The sequence below is a fragment of the Micromonospora sp. NPDC003776 genome (assembly GCF_053605645.1).
The window spans coordinates 1-4,191 of sequence record NZ_JBSGJR010000593.1 but is presented as its reverse complement, the minus strand read 5'-3'; the positions used below and the strand labels follow the sequence as shown (position 1 = coordinate 4,191).

The 4,191-nt window shown below is 75.5% G+C and carries 4 protein-coding genes; all 4 read left to right on the top strand.

From position 1 onward, the window contains the following. Positions 1–710: alpha-hydroxy acid oxidase (locus ACWEVO_RS31555; RefSeq protein ID WP_452311108.1), on the top strand; the 710-nt coding region annotated here is incomplete at its 5' end. After that, positions 659–2,032 carry an aminotransferase-like domain-containing protein gene (locus tag ACWEVO_RS31550; protein ID WP_452311109.1) on the top strand — a complete coding sequence of 458 codons (1,374 nt, stop codon included), beginning with the start codon at positions 659–661 and terminating at the stop codon, positions 2,030–2,032. The genes ACWEVO_RS31555 and ACWEVO_RS31550, both read left to right, overlap by 52 nt. An 11-nt stretch (positions 2,033–2,043) precedes the next feature. Continuing rightward, positions 2,044–2,295, top strand: coding sequence for a hypothetical protein (locus ACWEVO_RS31545; protein WP_091658185.1), 252 nt, complete (start codon positions 2,044–2,046; stop codon positions 2,293–2,295). A gap of 42 nt (positions 2,296–2,337) precedes the next feature. After that, on the top strand, positions 2,338–3,984 hold the full coding sequence (locus ACWEVO_RS31540; protein WP_452311107.1) for a ribulokinase: 1,647 nt from the start codon (positions 2,338–2,340) through the stop codon (positions 3,982–3,984). Positions 3,985–4,191: the final 207 nt, after the last annotated feature.

Below are 4,191 nucleotides of genomic sequence, written 5' to 3'. Positions count from 1 at the left end.
GGTTCCAGCTCTACTGGCTGCGTGACCGGGTGCTGGTCGCCGACCTGGTGGACCGGGCCCGCGCCGCCGGCTGCACCGCGCTGATGGTCACGGTGGACGTGCCGGTCCTCGGCCGGCGGCTGCGCGACGTGCGCAACGGCTTCGCCCTGCCCTCGCACGTCACCGCCGCCAACCTGGCCGGCGGCCGGGACGACCTGGCCCACCGGGGCGCGCCCGGGACGTCGGCCGTGGCCGCGCACACCGGCGCCGTGTTCCACCCCGCGATGAGCTGGGCCGACCTGGCCTGGCTGCGCGAGCGGACGCCGCTGCCGCTGGTGGTGAAGGGCGTCCTCGACCCGCGCGACGCGGTCCGCGCCGCGGAGGCCGGCGCGGACGCCGTGGTGGTCTCCAACCACGGCGGCCGGCAGCTCGACGGCGCCCCGGCGTCGGCGACCGTGCTGCCCGAGGTGGTAGCGGCGGTGGGGGAGCGGTGCGCGGTGCTCTTCGACGGCGGGGTCCGCGGCGGCACCGACGTGCTGCGGGCGCTCGCCCTCGGCGCGTCCGGCGTGCTGGTCGGCCGGCCCCTGCTCTGGGCCCTGGCGGCCGGGGGGCGGGCCGGCGCCGAGGCGGCGCTGGCGCTGCTCGCCGCCGAGCTGCGGGACGCGCTCACCCTCGCCGGCTGTGCCGACCCGCGGGCGGCACGGCACCTGCGCACCCTGACCGGAGGCTGACCGTGGAGCCGGTGGACCTGACCGTGGCGGCGCTGCACGCCAGCGTCGACGATCCCGCGCTGAACTCGATGAACTTCCTCAACGAGGTGGCGCAGCACTACCCGGACGCGGTGTCGCTCGCCGCCGGGCGGCCGTACGAGGAGTTCTTCGACGCCGGTGTGCTGCCCGCGCACCTGGACCGGTTCCGCCGGCACCTCGCCGACGACCTCGGGCTGAGCCCGGCCCAGGTCGACCGGACCCTGCTGCAGTACGGCCGGACCAAGGGCGTCGTGCACCACCTGATCGCCCGCAACCTCGCGGTGGACGAGGGGATCACCGTCGATCCGGAGACCGTCGTGGTGACCGTCGGCTGCCAGGAGGCGATGTTCCTGGTACTGCGGGCGCTGCGGGCCGGGCCGGCGGACGTGCTGCTCGCCGTCGCCCCCACGTACGTCGGGCTGACCGGGGCCGCCCGCCTGGTCGACCTGCCGGTGCGCCCGGTCACCGGCGGGCCGGCCGGGATCGACCTGGCCGACCTGCGGGAGCAGGTGCGCCGCGCCCGGGCCGAGGGGCTGCGCCCGCGCGCCTGCTACGTGATGCCCGACTTCGCCAACCCGTCCGGGGTCAGCATGGACGTGGTGCAGCGGCGGCGGCTGCTCGACCTCGCCGCCGAGGAGGAGCTGCTGCTGATCGAGGACAACCCGTACGGCCTCTTCCCGGCCGGGACCGGCGAGCGGCTGCCCACCCTCAAGGCGCTGGACACCCGGCGCCGGGTGGTCTACCTCGGCTCGTTCGCCAAGACCGTGCTGCCCGGCGCCCGGGTCGGGTACGTCGTCGCCGACCAGCGGGTGGCCGGCTCGGACGGGACCGTCGGGCCGCTCGCCGACCAGCTCGCCAAGATCAAGAGCATGGTCACCGTGAACACCTCGCCGATCGCCCAGGCGGTGATCGGTGGGGCGCTGCTGGCCCACGACTGCTCGCTGGTGGCGGCCAACGTGCGGGAGCGGGCCGCGTACGCCCGCAACCTGCGGCACATGGTGGACGGCCTGGCCCGCCGCTTCCCGCCCGGCGGCCCGGTGCGGTGGAACGTCCCGGCCGGTGGCTTCTTCGTGGTGGTGACCGTGCCGTTCCCGGTGGACGACGCGTTGCTGCACCGCTCCGCCCGCGAGTACGGGGTGCTCTGGACCCCGATGGCCCACTTCTACGACGACGGCGTGCCGGTGAACGCGCTGCGGCTGTCGGTCAGCGCGGTGACGCCGGAACAGATCGACCTCGGGTTGGACCGGCTCGCCGACCTGATCACCGCCGAGCTGGCCGTTTCCCGGCCGATGGCCCTTCCGTAGATAATGGACGGATGGTTGCCTGGGAGTACGCGTTGCTGGTCCGCCGCTATCAGGGGCAGGGTCGCAACTTCCACGTCTCGTTCGTCTGGTACGCCCCCGACGGGTCGCGCACCGACGTGACCGCGTACGGCGACACGGCGATCGCGCACCTCAACCGGGTGGGCCGCGAGGGCTGGGAGCTGGTCTCCGCCGCCGAGGACGTGAACAACGTACAGGGCAGCACCGAGGTGCACCGCTACCACCTGAAGCGGCCGCTGCGCTGACCCACTAGCCTGGCTCCCCGGCGGTCGGGGAGGGAGCACGGGGTGGGTCGGTACGTCGTCGGGTTGGACTTCGGGACGCTCTCCGGGCGGGCCGTCGTGGTGGACGTGACCACCGGCGCGGAGCTCGGCAGCGCGGTCCACGAGTACCCGAACGGGGTGCTCACCGAGCGGCTGCCCGACGGGCCCGCGCTGCCCCTGGACTGGGCTTTGCAGGACCCGGCCGACCACCGCGAGGTGCTGTGGAAGGCGGTGCCCGCCGCGCTCCGCGCCGCCGGCGTCGACCCGGCCGACGTGATCGGCATCGGTCTGGACGCGACCTCGTGCACGCTCCTGCCCACCCGCGCCGACGGCACTCCGCTCGCCGGGCTGACCGTGCTGCGCCCGCGCCCGCACGCCTGGCCGAAACTGTGGAAGCACCACGCCGCGCAACGGCAGGCCGACCGGATCACCGCGCTGGCCGACGCGCGGGGCGAGTCCTGGCTGCCCCGCTACGGCGGCCGGGTGTCGGCCGAGTGGCAGCTGGCCAAGGTGCTCCAGGTGCTGGAGGAGGACCCGGAGGTCTTCCATCGGGCCGAGCACTGGATCGAGACGGCCGACTGGCTGGTCTGGCAGCTCTGCGGGCGGCTCACCCGCAACGCCTCCGCGGCCGGCTTCAAGGGTCTGCACCAGGACGGGCACTACCCGGGCCCCGAGTTCCTCGCCGCGCTCCACCCCGAGCTGCCCGCGCTGCTACCGAAGATCGACGGGCCGGTGCTGCCGCCGGGGGCGCGGGCCGGCGGGCTCACCGCCCAGGCCGCCCGGTGGACCGGCCTCCCGGAGGGCACCCCGGTGGCCGTCGGCGGCATCGACGCCCACGTCACGGCCGCCGCGGCCGGCGCGACCGCGCCCGGCCGGATGCTCGCCGTGCTCGGCACCTCCACCTGTCTGATCATGAACGCGGAGACCCGCCACGAGATCCCCGGTCTCTGCGGCGTCGTGGCCGGCGGGGTGACCGCCGGCCGCTGGGGCTACGAGGCCGGGCAGAGCGGGGTCGGCGACGTCTTCGCCTGGTACCTGGACCGGGCCCTGCCCGCCGACTACGCCGAGCAGGCCCGGCGCCGTGGCGTGCCGGTGCCCGAGCTGCTGGACGCCCTCGCCGCCGACCAGCCGGTGGGCGGACACGGGCTGCTGGCGCTGGACTGGCACAGCGGCAACCGCTCGGTGCTGATGGACCACGAGCTGAGCGGGGTGTTGATCGGGCTGACCCTGGCCACCCGGCCGGAGGACATCTGGCGGGCCCTGCTGGAGGCGACCGCGTTCGGCGCCCGCACGGTCGTCGAGGCGTTCGAGACCGCCGGGGTACGCGTCGACGAGCTGACCGCCGCGGGCGGGCTGACCGCCAACCGGCTGCTGCTGCGCATCTACGCCGACGTGCTGCGCCGCCCGCTGCACGTGGTCGACGCCGCGCACCCGGCCGCGCTGGGCTCGGCGATCCACGCGGCGGTGGCCGCCGGGGCGTACCCCGACGTGGAGACGGCCTCGGCGACGATGGCCGCACCGCGCCGCGAGACCTGGTACCCGGACCCGGCCCGCGCCGCCGCCTACGACGAGCTGTACGCCGAGTACCGCGCCCTGCACGACCACTTCGGCCGCGGTGGCACCGACGTCCTGCACCGCCTCCGCGCCCGCCGCCACAGCGCCACCCCCTGACGTCGGCTTTCGCCCCTTCCTTGCCCCGTCCACCCGGCCCTCGGGGGCGGGCGGCGGGCGGCGACGGGCCATCCGAGCGGCGTGAATCATTTGGGTCATCAAGTTTGTAGGTGGAGAAAACCCGTACCGGTCCGCACGCGGCCACGCGGAGGGATGCCGGCCGGCGGGCCGGTGCGGGGCCTGCGGCCGGGTGGCGCGAAGGAAAGC